Annotated in this window: 12 protein-coding genes; 7 read left to right on the top strand and 5 right to left on the bottom strand. The window is 44.3% G+C overall.

Translation table 11 applies throughout. The features are described from left to right. Nucleotides 1–40: 40 nt before the first annotated feature. Nucleotides 41–2,755: a DNA gyrase subunit A gene (gyrA, locus tag K0I62_RS09920; RefSeq protein WP_220068009.1), complete on the bottom strand. Its 2,715-nt coding sequence runs from the start codon at nucleotides 2,753–2,755 to the stop codon at nucleotides 41–43. 310 nt (nucleotides 2,756–3,065) lie between these two features. Between gyrA and ubiG the strand changes: the two genes are divergently transcribed. The 5 genes from ubiG to yfaE all read left to right on the top strand — a co-directional run bounded on the left by ubiG (nucleotide 3,066) and on the right by yfaE (nucleotide 8,816). Further along, nucleotides 3,066–3,770, top strand: a complete 705-nt coding sequence (gene ubiG, locus K0I62_RS09925; RefSeq protein ID WP_434086845.1) for a bifunctional 2-polyprenyl-6-hydroxyphenol methylase/3-demethylubiquinol 3-O-methyltransferase UbiG — start codon at nucleotides 3,066–3,068, stop codon at nucleotides 3,768–3,770. Then, the gene (locus tag K0I62_RS09930; RefSeq protein WP_220068011.1) at nucleotides 3,757–4,455 is read left to right on the top strand and encodes an HAD family hydrolase; all 699 of its coding nucleotides are present in this window, start codon (nucleotides 3,757–3,759) and stop codon (nucleotides 4,453–4,455) included. The genes ubiG and K0I62_RS09930 overlap by 14 nt, the downstream gene beginning before the upstream one ends. A 449-nt stretch (nucleotides 4,456–4,904) precedes the next feature. Further along, the gene (gene nrdA / locus K0I62_RS09935) at nucleotides 4,905–7,193 is read left to right on the top strand and encodes a class 1a ribonucleoside-diphosphate reductase subunit alpha (protein WP_220068012.1); all 2,289 of its coding nucleotides are present in this window, start codon (nucleotides 4,905–4,907) and stop codon (nucleotides 7,191–7,193) included. Between the two features lie 73 nt (nucleotides 7,194–7,266). Then, entirely contained in the window at nucleotides 7,267–8,397 is a 1,131-nt protein-coding gene (gene nrdB / locus K0I62_RS09940; RefSeq protein ID WP_220068013.1) for a class Ia ribonucleoside-diphosphate reductase subunit beta, read from the top strand. Nucleotides 8,398–8,399: 2 nt separating this feature from the next. Next, nucleotides 8,400–8,816: a class I ribonucleotide reductase maintenance protein YfaE gene (gene yfaE / locus K0I62_RS09945; RefSeq protein ID WP_220068014.1), complete on the top strand. Its 417-nt coding sequence runs from the start codon at nucleotides 8,400–8,402 to the stop codon at nucleotides 8,814–8,816. Nucleotides 8,817–8,944: 128 nt separating this feature from the next. Here the strand turns inward: yfaE and K0I62_RS09950 are convergent. After that, a protein-coding gene (locus tag K0I62_RS09950) for an IS630 family transposase (RefSeq protein ID WP_220068015.1) occupies nucleotides 8,945–10,013 on the bottom strand; the annotation gives its coding sequence in 2 pieces (ribosomal slippage) (nucleotides 8,945–9,518 and nucleotides 9,517–10,013; 1,071 coding nt in all). 134 nt (nucleotides 10,014–10,147) lie between these two features. Beyond that, nucleotides 10,148–12,163, bottom strand: a complete 2,016-nt coding sequence (locus K0I62_RS09955) for an NADPH-dependent 2,4-dienoyl-CoA reductase (protein WP_220068016.1) — start codon at nucleotides 12,161–12,163, stop codon at nucleotides 10,148–10,150. 165 nt (nucleotides 12,164–12,328) lie between these two features. Here K0I62_RS09955 and sppA point away from each other — a divergent pair, with 165 nt between their 5' ends. Continuing rightward, nucleotides 12,329–14,170, top strand: coding sequence for a signal peptide peptidase SppA (gene sppA / locus K0I62_RS09960; RefSeq protein WP_220068017.1), 1,842 nt, complete (start codon nucleotides 12,329–12,331; stop codon nucleotides 14,168–14,170). Nucleotides 14,171–14,277: 107 nt separating this feature from the next. Next, on the top strand, nucleotides 14,278–15,291 hold the full coding sequence (ansA, locus tag K0I62_RS09965) for an asparaginase (protein WP_220068018.1): 1,014 nt from the start codon (nucleotides 14,278–14,280) through the stop codon (nucleotides 15,289–15,291). A gap of 65 nt (nucleotides 15,292–15,356) precedes the next feature. On the opposite strand, the gene K0I62_RS09970 is transcribed toward ansA, so the two are convergent. Both K0I62_RS09970 and K0I62_RS09975 read right to left on the bottom strand, forming a co-directional pair. Beyond that, a complete protein-coding gene (locus K0I62_RS09970; protein ID WP_220068019.1) occupies nucleotides 15,357–15,638 on the bottom strand; it encodes a YeaC family protein in 282 nt (93 codons plus the stop codon). Beyond that, nucleotides 15,635–15,952 (bottom strand): zinc ribbon domain-containing protein, encoded by a 318-nt coding sequence (locus tag K0I62_RS09975; protein WP_220068020.1) that lies wholly within the window; start codon nucleotides 15,950–15,952, stop codon nucleotides 15,635–15,637. Before K0I62_RS09975 ends, K0I62_RS09970 begins: the two co-directional genes overlap by 4 nt. Nucleotide 15,953: the final 1 nt, after the last annotated feature.

The following is a 15,953-nucleotide window of genomic DNA, read 5'->3' on the forward strand; positions in this document are numbered from 1 at the left end:
AACGAGCGTCCAAATGGACGCCCGTTAAACTCACAAATCGCTACTCAGCTGGCTGCTCAGTGTCAGATTGCGTGTCAGGCTCATCACCTGGCGTTTGCTCTACGTCAGTCTCGACTGATTCCGTATTATTAATGATAGGGTTTCCCTCTTCATCAAGTTCTACTTCATCTTGGATCTCATCGATGCGTTGCAGACCAACCACTTTTTCATCATCGGCTGTTCGGATAATCGTGACACCTTGGGTGTTACGACCGATGCTTGACACGCCCGTTGCAGGTGTGCGAACTAATGTTCCCTTGTCACTGATCAGCATGATTTCATCGTTTTCGCCAACTTGAACAGCACCGACAACAGCCCCATTACGTTCGCTCACTTTGATAGAAACCACACCTTTAGTGCCACGGCTCTTAGCTGGGTACTCTGCAAGATCTGTACGCTTACCATAACCGTTTTCTGTCACGGTTAGGATAGCGCCATCGCCCTTAGGTACGATGAGAGACACAACTTGCTGGCCATCTTCGAGCTTGATACCACGAACACCGGTTGCAGTACGGCCCATAGCTCGTAGTGCTATCACTTCTTCGCCAGTTTCTGGATCGATTTTAACTTCACCAGTCTCTGAACTGCGTGCTTTCTCGTTAAACCTAACGACCTTGCCTTCGTTAGAGAACAACATAATGTCATCATTGCCATCGGTGATGTCTACGCCAATCAACTGATCGCCATCTTTAAGATTAACGGCGATGATACCGTTTGAACGTGGATTGCTGTACGCCGTCAAAGCCGTCTTCTTCACGGTACCGTGAGAAGTCGCCATAATAATGTACTTGTCTTCCGCGTATTCACGTACAGGCAAAATAGCCGTAATGCGTTCGCCTTCAGAGAGTGGCAAAATGTTTACAATTGGACGCCCACGTGCGGTGCGACTTGCAAGCGGTAACTGATAAACTTTGAGCCAATACATCTTACCAAAATCAGAGAAGCACAAGATGGTGTCATGGGTATTGGCCACCAATAGCTTCTCGACGAAATCTTCATCTTTCACTTTGGTTGCCGCTTTGCCTTTACCACCACGGCGCTGCGCTTGATAGTCAGTTAGCGGCTGATATTTGGCATAACCTAAGTGTGACAATGTCACCACAACGTCTTCTTCGTTGATCAGGTCTTCAAGACTCATATCAATTTCGTTGGCGTTGATCACAGTGCGGCGCTCATCACCATACTGCTCTAAGATCTCTTCGAGTTCCTCTTTGATCACTTCCATCAGACGTTCAGGGCTACGAAGGATCAGCTGTAATCCGGCAATGAGGACCAAGAGTTCTTCATATTCAGATAGGATCTTCTCGTGTTCAAGGCCTGTTAATCTGTGTAGGCGAAGCTCTAGAATGGCCTGAGCCTGCTGCTCAGTTAAGAAATACTTGCCATCACGAATACCATACTCTGGCTCAAGCCACTCTGGACGCGCTGCATCATCGCCGGCTTTTTCAAGCATGCCTTGTACATTGCCAAGCTCCCAGCCTTGCGCGACAAGTTTGACTTTCGCTTCAGCTGGCGTTGGTGAGGCTTTAATGACCGCAATAATCGGATCGATGTTAGCTAACGCAATCGCTAATGCCTCAAGGATATGAGCGCGCTCACGGGCTTTACGGAGTTCAAATACAGTACGGCGAGTAACCACTTCACGACGGTGAAGGATAAAGCACTCTAGCATCTCTTTAAGGTTAAATAACTTAGGCTGACCATTGGTCAATGCCACCATGTTAATACCAAAAGAGCACTGCATCTGGGTTTGAGCATAAAGGTTATTAAGTACAACCTCGCCTACTTCTCCGCGCTTGATCTCGATAACGATGCGCATACCATCTTTATCTGACTCATCACGAAGACCACTAATGCCTTCAATTTTCTTTTCTTTTACTAGTTCAGCGATCTTTTCGATCATCCGAGCTTTGTTAACTTGATAAGGGATCTCATGAACGATAATACGTTCACGGCCATTATCTTCAGTCTCAACTTCCGCCTTGGCACGCATAACGGCGCGGCCGCGACCCGTCTTATAAGCATCAATAATACCTTTACGACCATTAATCGATGCAGCAGTTGGAAAATCAGGTCCTGGGATATATTCCATCAGCTGTTCGATTGAGAGACTTGGCTCCTCAATCAAGGCTAAACAGCCTTTCACAACTTCATTTAAGTTATGTGGTGGAATATTCGTTGCCATACCAACAGCAATACCCGATGAACCATTAATTAATAAATTAGGTACACGTGTTGGTAGCACGGCAGGAATAAATTCAGTGCCATCATAGTTAGGCACGTAATCGACCGTTTCTTTCTCTAAGTCAGCCAATAATGAATGGGCTAACTTTTCCATGCGAATTTCGGTATAACGCATCGCAGCTGCAGAGTCACCATCGACAGAACCAAAGTTACCTTGGCCATCAACGAGTGGATATCTCATAGAGAAAGGCTGCGCTAGACGAACGATTGTGTCGTAAACCGCTGTATCACCATGTGGGTGATATTTACCGATAACGTCACCGACAACACGTGCGGATTTTTTATAGGGTTTATTCCAATCGTTCTTAAGTTCGTTCATCGCAAAAAGTACGCGACGGTGAACGGGTTTTAGTCCGTCTCTTACATCAGGTAGAGCTCGGCCAACGATAACGCTCATGGCGTAATCTAAATATGAATTCTTTAATTCGTCTTCAATATTAATTGGTGTTATAGATGAAGCCAGATCAGTCATAAACTGCTCGATCCCTTGAAATTTAGCTGACAAAATACTGTTCAGAAACCAGACAATATTAAGTCAAGCCTGAAAACGTGATTTGGCATTCTAACACAGATAATTATTGTCGCTAGACCCTATTGAAATTTCCCTTCAAATAACTGATTAGGCCGATAAACATTGATTCAGGTCAATGACCTCACGCCTATAAAACCGATCTGCTGAATATCTCACCAGTTACCGCTTGATTCTCCTTTGTTTATCAAAAGCTATCGGTATAATGGCTGCAAAATAACGACTCGACAGAGGTCTAAAAGTGTCTAATTCAATGAATGTTGATCCGCAAGAAATCGCTAAGTTTGAAAAAATGGCCGAAACTTGGTGGGATCCAGAAGGTGAATTTAAACCGCTCCATAAGCTAAACCCACTACGATTAAACTTTATTGATCAAACGGTAGGTGGTCTCTTTGGTAAACGAGTATTAGATGTCGGTTGCGGCGGTGGTATTCTTTCTGAAAGTATGGCTCGCATTGGTGCCAAGGTCGACGGTTTAGATATGGGTACTGAGCCATTAGATGTTGCGAGACTACATGCATTAGAGATGGGCGTTGAAATCAATTATGTTCAAGATACAGCGGAAGCCCATCGCGATAACCATATAGGTCATTACGATGTTGTCACCTGTATGGAAATGCTTGAACATGTTCCCGATCCTGCTTCTGTCATCAAAGCATGCAGTGACATGGTGAAACCTGGTGGTTATGTTTTCTTTTCCACAATAAATCGTAATATCCGAGCTTATATCGAAACCGTTATTGGTGCGGAATATATTTTGAAAATGTTGCCTGTTGGCACTCACGACCATAACAAGTACATAAAGCCAGCCGAACTAATTGCAATGACTGATGCAGCAGACTTGTTCTGTACTGACGCGGCAGGGATCACCTATAACCCATTAACGGGTATCTTTCGCTATACCAAGAATCTTGATGTTAACTATATGATAGCGACAGTCAAAAATGACGATAATTAATCGTCATGCAAATCCTTTGGATATCACAGGGGTGCTGTTCGATTTAGATGGCACCTTAGTGGATACTGCCCCTGATTTAGTGAATGCGCTCAATCTAGCCTTGATTGAGCATGGTTACCCAACAAAATCTCTTGAACAAGTCAGAGACGCAGCGTCAAATGGTAGTTTGGCTTTGGTTAATGCGGCCCAACCTTCTCTTAGTGATGATAACAAAGCACTTATCCAGCAGGCACTGTTAACCCATTACGCTCGAGTCAATGGTGAGCATGCCGTGTTATTTGATGGGATCGCGGCCCTGCTTGATTATCTTGAACTGCATCAAATTCCTTTTGGTGTGGTCACCAATAAAGCGGCGCGATTTGCCAGACCACTATTAGCCAAACTCAATCTAGTATCTCTGATGCCAGCGATCATAAGCGGAGATTCAACCTATTATAGTAAACCCAATGCCGCACCTATGTTACTGGCGGCACAGCAGCTAAAGTGCGCCCCAACATCGGTATTATATGTAGGTGATGCACGGCGCGATCTTGAGGCAGCTCAAAACAGTAAAATGTTGGGGGGAATTGCCATGTGGGGTTATCTCGCACAAAGCGATGATCCTATCACTTGGCCACAAGATTTTATCTTTAACTGCCCAGAAGAGATTATCGCCTTATTGAAACAATCAAATCCAAACATTTAGTGGCGGCTTTCCTGACTCAGACGCAGAGCCAAGGTTAAATTATCTTGCTCAAAACGATCTGACCTTTTTATGGCATTGATGATCTAGCCGATCGATTATAAAACTAGCGGTCCTTAAGTTTAAATTCAGCTGACTAAAAGTTAACCCTTGGCAGTGATCGTAATTAAAAACAAGGCTTAAAGGTTAGCCGTCACTAACCCTAAGCTTTACCCCCAAGATATCCACAACTTGTCCCCTGAATTCACGCTTGCAATATGTCTACAACCTCACTATCTTGTATCCTATAAAATATAAAACACCATATATTGTGTATGAGTGATAATCGAAGCCACTAGAACATCAGTTGTGCATAGGCACTTTTCTTAACCCTTCGATTGTTTTTACAAGGAAACGTCGGGTGAACATATTGGCTCACCTCATCGCGATATTTAATTCAAGGCTTATCTTCAATGAACAGCAATATGCAGGTCACTAAGCGCAGTGGCGAACGTGAGATCATCGATCTGGATAAAATCCATAGAGTGATCACTTGGGCGGCAAAAGGACTCAACAACGTCTCGGTTTCTGAGGTTGAATTACGTTCACATCTTCAATTTTATGATGGCATTCCAACTGAAGCCATTCATGAAACGATTATTAAGGCCGCGGCGGATCTTATTTCGCCAGAATCGCCCGATTATCAGTTTCTGTCTGCACGCTTAGCGATTTTTCATCTACGTAAGAAAGCATTTGGTCAATTTGAACCGCCAAAGCTATATGATCACGTCGTTAAGCTCGTTGAGATGGGCAAATACGACACCCATATTCTAAACGACTACACTCGTGAAGAGCTTGATACTCTCGATAGCTATATCGACCACTGGCGCGATATGAATTTCTCTTATGCGGCGGTTAAGCAATTAGAAGGGAAATACTTAGTACAAAATCGTGTTACCCATGACATTTATGAAAGTGCGCAGTTCCTCTATATTTTAGTGGCGGCTTGTCTGTTCGCTAAATATCCAAAAGAAAACCGCTTAGATTATGTCAAACGTTTCTACGATGCCACATCTACATTTAAAATCTCATTGCCAACGCCAATCATGGCTGGTGTGCGCACACCTACGCGTCAGTTCAGCTCCTGTGTACTCATCGAGTGTGGTGATAGCTTAGATTCCATTAATGCGACCGCATCATCGATCGTTAAGTACGTATCACAACGCGCTGGGATCGGGGTCAATGCTGGTCGTATTCGCGCATTGGGAAGCCCTATTCGCGGTGGCGAAGCGTTCCACACTGGCTGTTTACCTTTTTATAAGTATTTCCAAACTGCGGTTAAGTCTTGCTCTCAAGGCGGTGTTCGTGGTGGCGCTGCGACCCTCTTCTACCCTATGTGGCATTTAGAAGTCGAATCGCTCCTCGTTCTGAAAAACAACCGTGGTGTTGACGATAACCGTATCCGTCACTTGGATTATGGTGTCCAAATTAACAAACTTATGTATCAACGCCTTATCCAAGGTGGAATGATCAGTTTGTTTAGCCCATCTGACGTACCAGGTATGTATGATGCCTTCTTTGAAGATCAGGACGAATTTGAACGTCTCTATCTTAAATATGAAGCTGATAAAACTGTGCGTAAGAAGCAGATCAAGGCTGTCGAGTTATTTGCATTAATGATGCAAGAGCGCGCATCGACAGGTCGCATTTATATTCAAAACGTCGATCATTGTAATACCCACAGTCCGTTCGATTCGAAAGTAGCACCAGTACGTCAATCTAACTTATGTTTAGAGATTGCGTTACCGACTAAGCCACTGAACAACATTAATGATCCTGATGGTGAAATTGCACTCTGTACCCTTTCGGCGCTTAACTTAGGTGCGATTAAGAATCTTGAAGAGCTTGAGCCATTGGCTGACCTTGCTGTACGAGCCTTGGATAATCTACTCGATTATCAAGATTACCCGATCACCTCTGCCCATAAAGCATCGATGAATCGTCGTACCTTAGGCATCGGTGTCATTAACTTTGCTAACTATTTGGCGAAAGAAGGTGTCCGATATTCAGATGGTTCTGCAAATGGCATCACTCATAGAACCTTTGAAGCGATTCAGTATTATCTATTGAAAGCATCGGTTAATTTGGCTAAGGAGCAAGGCCCCTGCCCGCTGTTCCATGAAACTAACTATGCAAAAGGTATTTTGCCAATCGACACCTATAAGCGCGATCTAGACCTAATTTGTGATGAGCCACTACATCTAGATTGGGATTCGCTGCGTGAAGAGATAAAGACTCACGGATTACGTAACTCGACACTATCGGCGCTTATGCCATCGGAAACCTCGTCGCAGATCTCCAATGCGACCAACGGTATTGAGCCTCCACGAGGCCTGATTAGCGTTAAGGCGAGTAAAGATGGTCAGCTAAAGCAAGTCGTGCCCGATTTTGAAAAATATCAATACAGCTATGAGCTGTTGTGGCAAATGCCAGGTAATGAAGGTTACTTGCAATTAGTTGGTCTAATGCAGAAGTTCGTCGACCAATCTATTTCTGCCAATACTAACTACGATCCGAGCCGCTTCCCTGGTTCTAAAGTACCGATGCAAGTATTGCTTAAAGATCTATTGACCGCGTACAAATATGGTGTGAAGACGCTCTACTATCACAACACTCGTGATGGTGCTTCAGATAGCCACGATGATATCACCGCTATCGAGAAAGAAGATGACAGTTGCGCTGGCGGCGCCTGTAAAATCTAACCATAAATTTGTTAATTGGTATAACACGTTAATTTAAGGGGGCTGATGCCCCCATTATCGGAAGATAGAAAAAATGGCCTACTCAACATTTTGTCAAACACCAAATAACGCCGCATTAGAACCTATGTTTCTTGGGCAATCGGTTAACGTCGCGCGTTACGATATTCAAAAGTATGAAGTTTTCGAAAAGCTGATTGAGAAACAATTAAGCTTTTTTTGGCGTCCTGAAGAAGTTGATGTCAGTAAAGATAAAATCGATTATGCGGCGCTGCCCGATCATGAAAAGCACATTTTTATCTCCAATCTGAAATATCAGACGCTGCTTGATTCGATTCAGGGCCGTTCACCCAACGTGGCATTCCTGCCTTTGGTGTCTTTACCTGAGTTAGAAACTTGGATTGAAACTTGGTCTTTCTCTGAGACAATCCACTCGCGCTCGTATACTCATATTATTCGTAATATCGTTAACGATCCGTCGATTGTGTTTGATGACATCGTCGAAAACCAAGAGATCCTTAAACGTGCCAGTGATATTGCAGAATATTACGACCACTTGATCAAACTTAGCCAAGCGTATCACTTACTCGGTGAAGGCATGCATGAGATCGATGGCCAGATGCTCGAAGTAACTAAGAGAGAGATCAAGAAAGCACTCTATCTTTGTACCGTATCGGTCAACGTATTAGAGGCGATCCGCTTCTATGTCAGCTTTGCCTGCTCTTTTGCATTTGCCGAGCGCAGAGTGATGGAGGGTAACGCTAAGATTATTCGTCTTATCGCCCGTGACGAAGCTCTGCACCTTAACGGTACACAGCACATGCTCAAAATCATGCAAGCCGGTAAAGATGATCCTGAGATGGGTGAGATCGCCAAAGAATGTGAGCAGATAGCGACCGATATTTTCGTTAAGGCGGCAGAACAAGAAAAAGAATGGGCTAAATACCTATTCAAAGATGGTTCAATGATTGGTCTTAATGAGCAGATCTTATGCCAGTATGTCGAATACATTACTAATGAGCGCATGAAATCGGTCAACTTAGTTAGTCCTTATGCTGAACAAAGTAATCCATTGCCTTGGATGAAGAGCTGGCTAGAGAGTGATTCTGTTCAGGTCGCACCTCAAGAGGTTGAAGTCTCCTCCTACCTTGTGGGTCAAATCGATTCTTCAATCGATGAGAGTGAGTTTGCGGACTTTAACCTGTAACAATGAGCGCAAATAAAACCGACTTGAATAAGCTGATACTCAAGAAGGCTCCCATTGTGAGCCTTCAAGGTCAACCTGTTCTGTTATATACCCTGCAGCATCAAAGTTTGCTTGAGGCGTTAGAGCAAAAAAAAGTTAAGATTTTCTCTGAATGTCGCAATGGTTTTTGTGGCGCCTGTAAAACCAAGATGATTCGAGGTGCAGTCAGTTACCACACCGAGCCGTTAGTCGAACTCGAAGCTGATGAGTGTCTGCCCTGCTGTTGTCACCCCGATGGCGATCTTGACTTGTTATTGTCACCTCAAGGTGTCGATGTCGTGATCATGCGTCAATCAAAACAAGAACGTAACCAAAGCCAAGATCATAAACAGGCTCAACAGCCGAATAGGCGCCTCAAATACGCCACCAACGAAGCGTAACTCTTGTTTTACGCTTCTCTTGTTTTCCCGTCTTCTCATTTAAACCGCCCAATTGCTGTGATTAAGCAAATTGCACGCTTGCATAAACGTTAGCCACCAATAATTTTGTGGTATTATACCATTCCATCTTAATACTTAGTCATTATTGCCCACTCTCTACGACATAAAGACATCACTCTTTTCGTATCGCTAATGAAGTTGTTCCAAGCATCAGAGCAGGCTGCAACGATATCATCGTATCCTTGAAAGCTGCGATTAGCTAAATGATGCTGCCGTAACCAACTCCATACTTGCTCTATCGGATTTAGTTCAGGGGAGTATGGCGGTAATTTGATGATGCTAAGGTTGTTAAACTCATCTGCGAGATCTGCTGTATGCCAACCTGCACCATCCATGACAACAACGGCATGCCTACCTGGTTTTGTCCTTTGTGCTATCAGTGATAGATGCTGACGCATGACGTCTTTGCTTAGGTAAGGAACGATCATCGCTTCAGTATCGCCTGTTTGCGGACAAACAGCGCCAAAGAAATGCGCATATTCGAACTGTTGCTGGCGTATAGCGCGAGGACGAGTGCCTTTTCTTGCCCATAAACGTGTGGTCGTGTTTTGCTGCCCGAAGCGGGCCTCATCTTGAAACCAGATATCAACTCGCTCAAGCGCCACACTACCAGGGATGTTAAGGATCGTTTCCAGTTGGAACTTTTTTAAAAGCCTCTTGGACTTCTATTGATTGCTTAGGATGTTTTGAACGACTCGTTATCCAACTAAAACCTAATTGTTCCAGTAATTTGTAAATCGCGTTTGGATGGTAATCAACATTAAAGTGATATTTGACATATTTTAGGATCGCATCACCTGTCAGTCTTCCACCTGAATCACTCGAGCATTGTTCCTCTATGTAGGCACTGAGTTGCTGCTTTTGACTTGAGGTTAAGTAGCTATCACGTCCCTTATTTTTCTTAGCATCCAACCCTTTGATACCGTTGGCAAGATACTTAGCTACCCAAGCGTTGACGCTAGCGCGGGCAACTTTGAGCCTCAAGGCGACATCAGTACGATTATTTCCCTCGAGGAAGAGAGCGACGGCAAGTAATCGCATACGTTTACGAGGTTCTTTTTCTGCTCTAGATAAAGCTAAAAGCTCTTCGGCACTATAAGTTTTCAATTTGGAATACGGGTTAAGGTTGGTGCGCATATTAGATCATAGATCATTACTAATTGGTATTAAATGAAAAAGCTAACTTATTAAAGTTAGCTTTTTAACTGGATTGCAACTACCACTCACAAATGGTCATACAGCTTGCAGCACCAATATTGCACAATCGAGCCCTATAGGGCTATGGCCAGCTCAGCACCTTGTCGAATAGCCCGTTTTGCATCTAACTCCGCCGCGACATCGACACCGCCAATAAGGTGCACAGGCAAACCTGTGGCTTTCATCTCATCCACTAAGCTTCGGTTAGATTCTTGACCGGCACACAAAATCACATTATCAACGGCTAAGATCTGCTGCTTGTCGCCAACCTTGATATGTAACCCTTGTTCATCGAATCGCTCGTAGCTCACACCGCTTAACATCTCAACTTGATGATGTTTAAGCACGCTGCGGTGGATCCAGCCCGTTGTCTTACCCAAACCTTTACCCATTTTGCTTGTTTTGCGTTGTAGCAGATAAATCTTACCCTTTGGATGCTCCAGTTGAGGTTCGGTTAATCCGCCGCGCTCGGCGTAATTTTTATCTATGCCCCACTGTTTTAACCATTTATCTGGCTGCAACGTCGATGATTCACTTTCTCCCAAATAGTGAGCCATATCAAAACCGATACCGCCAGCACCAATTAGTGCCACCCGCTCACCCACTGCAACCTCACCACTAAGTACCTGCTGGTAGGTCACCACCTTAGGATCGTCAAAACCAGGAAGATCGAGTTGTCGTGGTATAACACCTGCGGCGATGACCACTTCGTCAAACTGCTCATCTCTAACGACAGAGGCATCGAGTCGAGTATTTAAACGCAGTTCAACATGATGATGCTTCATCTGCTCGGTGAAGTAACGAATCGTTTCATTAAACTCCTCTTTTCCCGGGATTTTTCGAGCAAGGTTAAATTGGCCACCCACCTCTGACTTTGCTTCAAACACCACAACTTTATGTCCTCTTGTTGCAGCATAGATCGAAAACGCCATGCCTGCGGGGCCTGCGCCCATTACGGCAATGCGTTTTTTAATCGCCGCAGGCGTAAAGTTAAGCTCAGTTTCGTAACAGGCTCTTGGGTTAACTAAGCAGGTCGCCCGCTTCATGGAAAACGTATGGTCGAGACATGCTTGATTGCAACCAATACAGGTGTTAATTAATTCACTTTGGCCCGCTGCGGCCTTATTCACAAAATCAGCATCGGCAAGAAATGGCCTTGCCATCGACACCATATCCGCTTGACCAGATGCGATGATCTGCTCGCCGATCTCAGGGGTGTTAATGCGATTGGTTGCGATAAGCGGCAGGCCAACTTCACTTTTGAGGCGCTCAGTGACCCAAGAAAATGCACCGCGTGGAACACTCGTTGCGATGGTTGGTACTCTAGCCTCATGCCAACCAATCCCGGTGTTGATAATAGACACGCCAGCTTGTTCAAGCGATTTTGCTAAGCTCACCACCTCCTCCCACGAGGAGCCATTATCAACCAGATCCAGCATTGATAATCGAAAGATAATAATGAAATCCATACCGACTTTAGCCCGTATGGCTTTTACTATTTCTATTGGGAATCGAGCACGATTGTCAAACTCACCACCCCATTCATCAGTTCTTTTATTGGTTCTAGCGCAAATGAATTGGTTAATGAGATATCCTTCTGATCCCATAACTTCAACGCCATCATAGCCCGCTTTTTTTGCCAAGGCTGCCGATGTCGCATAGTCCTTTATCGTGCATCTAACTTGACGAGATGACATAGCCGAAGGGGTAAACGGAGTGATGGGCGACTTTATCTTACTTGGCGCCTGTGAAAACGGATGATAACCATAACGGCCTGCATGCAAAATTTGCATACAGATCTTTCCGCCTGCCTCATGTACTGCTTGAGTGACGATTTTATGTTTAGCGACTTGCCAAGGGAAACTCAATTGACATGCATGGGGGGCGAGGCGTCCGCGCAAATTAGGCGATATGCCTCCCGTCACAATCAGGCCGACACCACCTTTTGCTCGCTCTTTATAAAATGCTGCCAGTTTCTCAAAGCCGCCCTTTTCCTCTTCAAGCCCTGTATGCATTGAGCCCATCAGCACACGGTTCTTAAGTTGAGTGAATCCAAGATCTAAGGGTTCTAGTAAATGTGGAAACGACATTTAAACATCCTTTTTAAACAAGTGATTTAAACCAGCATACCCGTAACTTGTTTTAAGCTCAATACACAATCAACAGCCAGATAAAAGATTCATTTACAATTGTGTTTCGCTCCAGAGATAATTTTAAGTTAGCATAGGAGCATCTCGGTTATATAGGAGTGGATGATGTCCGCTAAACCCTCAATTTTTAAAAGGATCTTATCTGTATTGTGGAAAGGCCTAAATGGCACCCGCAAAGTAGTCCTTAACTTGTTCTTCTTTGGATTTTTGGCTTTTGTTGTCATCGCGCTGAGCAGCAACGATTTGCCCGTTGTAGAAGATGGCTCAGCTTTAGTGCTTGATCTGTCTGGCGCAATCGTTGAACAAAAGCGCCAAGTTGATCCCATAGAAGCTGCAATGAAAAGTGGTAATGGTAACGATAGTGACGCAGAAATATTACTCAGTGATCTTATCCACGCTATTGATAATGCTGCAGCGGATACACGGATCTCATCGATCATTATTGATGTCGGCCAACTAAAGTGGACTGAGATCAGTAAATTACAAAGCATCGGTGATGCGCTAACGCGTTTTAAGACATCAGGTAAACCGATTATTGCCAATGGTAACTGGTACGGGCAAAGTCAATATTTCTTAGCAAGTTTTGCCGATTCTATCTATCTCAACCCTCAGGGTGGTGTGGAGATCGATGGTTTAAGCCGTTACCGTCAATATTACAAGTCGGCACTCGATAAATTAAAGGTTAAGGCGCATGTATTTAGGGTTGGTACCTTTAAATCGGCAGTAGAACCCTTCTTGCGTGACGACATGTCTGATTCAGCTAAAGAAGCCAATAGCGAGCTTTTAGGCGATATCTGGTCAAGTTACCAGCTGACTGTCGCCAGTAATCGCGATATTTCTGCAAGCGATCTGGTAATGAGCGCTGATCGATATATTACCGAGCTAGATAAAGCCAAAGGGCGTTCTGCTGATATGGCGATAAACTTAGGCTGGGTCGATAAGTTAGCCTCTGCTGAGCAGTTTCGTTTAGATATGATTGATCAAGTTGGAAAAGCCAGCGAAGGTAACCAATATAAACAGATAAGTTATTATGACTATCAAAGCCTGATTCAAGAATTACCGCCACTTATTGTCCAAGATACGGTGGGTATCATAGTTGCCAAAGGCAATATTTTGAACGGTCAACAAGCGCCGGGACAAATCGGCGGAGAAAGCACTTCAGCATTACTGCGTAAGGCACGTTTCGACGATAAGGTTAAAGCGGTCGTCCTTAGAGTTGACAGCCCTGGTGGTAGTGCTTTTGCTTCTGAGCAGATCCGTCAAGAAGTGCTAGCACTAAAAACCGCAGGTAAGCCAGTGGTTGTTAGTATGGGAAGCTATGCCGCATCGGGGGGATATTGGATTTCGGCTAGCGCTGATTATATCTTTGCGACGCCGACAACCCTAACAGGTTCAATTGGTATCTTTGGCATGGTGACAACCTTCGAAGATTCGTTAGCATCGCTTGGGGTTTACACTGATGGCGTTGCAACATCTGATTGGGCCGCCTTCTCAGTGACCAAAGGGATCACGCCAGAATTAAAGCAGATTATCCAGCGTCATATAGAGCGTGGTTATCATGATTTTATCTCTTTAGTTGCCAACGAGCGAGATATGACCTTAGAGCAAGTTGATAATATTGCTCAAGGGCGTGTTTGGTCAGGTAAGAAAGCCTTAACACTTGGGTTAGTCGATGAACTTGGCGATATAGACCAAGCCGTAAGCAAAGCGGCAGAGTTAGCCAAGCTCGACAAATTTGACAGCCATATCATTGAACAAGAGCTAACGCCTCAAGAGAAGTTTATTCAAGAGATGTTCGCTTCAGTATCGACTTATCTTCCGCAAACGTCGCAGCAACATAGCGTAATGGATAAATTTATTAGTCAGTTTAACCAGTTTGCCGACGAGTTCAGTGCCTTCGATGATCCAAATGGTGTTTATCTCTACTGTGATGCCTGTAACTATTAATAGCTCATCGCAGTAACAAGATCGAAAGCCCGTTAATACGGGCTTTTTTATTCGCGTTATCCCCAGTATAATCTCGCCAAACTCTGCCCCTAAAAGCAAAAATAATCATGAGTAAACGTTCCATCTATGTAGCCTATACTGGCGGTACTATAGGCATGCAGAAAACCAACAATGGTTTTGCTCCTGTTCCTGGCTTTCTTACCGACTGTGTTAATGCAATGCCTGAGTTTTTCCATAGCGAGATGCCCAATTTTGTCATCAGTGAATATCAGCCCTTAATTGACTCCTCCAACATGGCACCAACCGATTGGCAAATGATCGCTAACGATATCAAGGCTAACTACGATAAATATGATGGTTTTGTGATTCTTCATGGCACAGATACCATGGCGTTCACAGCATCGGCACTCTCCTTTATGTTGCAAGGCCTGACTAAACCCGTGATTGTGACAGGGTCGCAAATACCGTTGGCACAACTGAGATCAGATGGACAAACCAACCTATTGAACGCCTTATATATTGCTGCGAACTATCCGGTGGCAGAGGTTTGTCTGTTTTTTAACAACAAGCTCTTTAGAGGAAATCGAACCACAAAAGCCCATGCTGATGGTTTTGACGCGTTTGCCTCGCCAAATTTTCCCATCCTGCTAGAAGCGGGGATAAAAATTCGCATGAAAGCGGGAAAGATATGTACCTCAAACGAGAATACCTTAGAGGTCGCCAGTATTAGTCCTCAGCCAATAGGCATGGTTACTCTCTATCCAGGGATCTCGACCCAAATTATCGATAATATTTTGCAGCAACCCGTTAAAGCGCTTATTTTACTAACCTATGGCGTTGGTAATGCGCCCCAAACGCCTGAGCTACTTGAATGTTTACGGCGGGCAAATGAGCGTGGCATCATCCTGATCAACCTCACTCAATGTATGCAAGGTAAAGTGAACATGGGGGGCTATGCAACAGGTAATGCATTGGCGAAAGCTGGTGTTATCAGTGGATATGATATGACCACGGAAGCTGCACTAACTAAATTACACTACCTACTTTCCACCAATTACTCATCGGCGCAAATACGCGATATGATGCAGCGCGACCTGTTTGGTGAGTTAACCGAAGATTGATAAAACGCCCCTTAATCTTATTCGTTAAGGGGCGTTTTAGATCTAATTGCGATACAGCCTAACGATCACAGATCTTGCTCTTTAAAAGCGGCAATACTTTCGCCTTTAAATTGCTTTTTAAGCTCGGCTTTCGATAGTTCGTTCAAGCCACCTTGACTATTAATGGTAAAATGATCCGTCTGGTTTAAACGTCTCGCTTGATAAAGCATCACTAATTGCAGCGTCGAATCTTTCTGCTCTTGAGACAGCTCACTACCATCTTGCCACTTGCCTAATTCAACCGCGCTAAGCAACTTTTTATATACCTCATCAGGCATTTCATCGATGACTTTATTGATATCACTCATATACTTTTCCGCTTATGTAACACGATACGAATTCTTGTAATTAAGTAGCCTATAAAACCAAAAACGAAGCAAGCACCGGCAATATTCGCTCTCATTCCCTCGGCAGGCTCACCGCCCCAAAACCAAATAAACACGCCTGCAATAAAGAGTGTCATAGCGAAGAAGCTTTGATTCATCAACTGATTGCTACGCTTAATATGGGATATCCGACTGGCCGATTCGTTATCCGAGCTATGCTTTGTCGCACAGTGTGGGCAGCTCTTAGCTAAACTAGATATTCGCTTATCGCAAATAGGACATTGTACCAACGCCATT

This window comes from Shewanella psychrotolerans, from assembly GCF_019457595.1.
GTDB lineage: Bacteria > Pseudomonadota > Gammaproteobacteria > Enterobacterales > Shewanellaceae > Shewanella > Shewanella psychrotolerans.

What these genes read in the sequence shown, in the direction of transcription:
- ubiG (WP_434086845.1), top strand. Translation starts at nt 3,066, where the DNA reads ATGAATGTTGATCCGCAAGAAATCGCTAAGTTTGAAAAAATGGCCGAA.
- K0I62_RS09975 (WP_220068020.1), bottom strand. Translation starts at nt 15,952, where the DNA reads ATGGCGTTGGTACAATGTCCTATTTGCGATAAGCGAATATCTAGTTTA.
- yfaE (WP_220068014.1), top strand. Translation starts at nt 8,400, where the DNA reads ATGAGCGCAAATAAAACCGACTTGAATAAGCTGATACTCAAGAAGGCT.
- K0I62_RS09970 (WP_220068019.1), bottom strand. Translation starts at nt 15,638, where the DNA reads ATGAGTGATATCAATAAAGTCATCGATGAAATGCCTGATGAGGTATAT.
- ansA (WP_220068018.1), top strand. Translation starts at nt 14,278, where the DNA reads ATGAGTAAACGTTCCATCTATGTAGCCTATACTGGCGGTACTATAGGC.
- gyrA (WP_220068009.1), bottom strand. Translation starts at nt 2,755, where the DNA reads ATGACTGATCTGGCTTCATCTATAACACCAATTAATATTGAAGACGAA.
- nrdB (WP_220068013.1), top strand. Translation starts at nt 7,267, where the DNA reads ATGGCCTACTCAACATTTTGTCAAACACCAAATAACGCCGCATTAGAA.
- K0I62_RS09930 (WP_220068011.1), top strand. Translation starts at nt 3,757, where the DNA reads ATGACGATAATTAATCGTCATGCAAATCCTTTGGATATCACAGGGGTG.
- sppA (WP_220068017.1), top strand. Translation starts at nt 12,329, where the DNA reads ATGTCCGCTAAACCCTCAATTTTTAAAAGGATCTTATCTGTATTGTGG.
- K0I62_RS09955 (WP_220068016.1), bottom strand. Translation starts at nt 12,163, where the DNA reads ATGTCGTTTCCACATTTACTAGAACCCTTAGATCTTGGATTCACTCAA.
- nrdA (WP_220068012.1), top strand. Translation starts at nt 4,905, where the DNA reads ATGAACAGCAATATGCAGGTCACTAAGCGCAGTGGCGAACGTGAGATC.